At 69.5% G+C, this 524-nt stretch carries 1 protein-coding gene; it reads left to right on the top strand.

From position 1 onward, the window contains the following. The coding region (locus IE178_RS35435; RefSeq protein WP_193515124.1) for a multinuclear nonheme iron-dependent oxidase at window positions 1–502 on the top strand (502 nt) is incomplete at its 5' end. Between the last annotated feature and the right edge of the window lie 22 nt (window positions 503–524).

Below are 524 nucleotides of genomic sequence, written 5' to 3'. Positions count from 1 at the left end.
CGGCATACGCCGCATGCAGGAGGTCAGCCGTTACCCCTTCGTGCCGGAGATCCCGTCCTGCACCCTCGCCGTGGGCCGTATGAGCCTCGGCGAGTTCTTCCATCGCGTCACCGACGGCGCCGACTGCGACCTGCTGCTGGACGTCGCGCATGTCTTCTCGTACGCCGTCGCCGTGCGACAGCCCTACGAGGACGTGCTCCGCTCGCTTCCGCTGGACCGGGTGGTGGAGATCCATGTGGCGGGGGGTTACATCGACCCCACCTTCGACAACCGGTACCTGGACACACACAGCCACGCCGTGACCCCCGCCGTCATCGACCTGCTCCAGGAGGCGGTCGCCCACGCGCCGCGGCTGCGCGCCGTCACCTACGAGATCGGGGTGGGCCTCGGGGCCGACGAGCTGGACAGCGACTTCGAGCGCATCGAGAACCTGCTGGCGGAGGTCGGGTGGACGCCGTCCATCTCCCGTCCGTCCGGCCTGGCCACGGCAGGTACCGCATGACACACGCACAGCAGCCCGCCTC

The organism is Streptomyces griseoloalbus (assembly GCA_014650015.1).
GTDB lineage: Bacteria > Actinomycetota > Actinomycetes > Streptomycetales > Streptomycetaceae > Streptomyces > Streptomyces griseoloalbus.
This window is presented reverse-complemented; position numbering and strand designations above follow the sequence as displayed.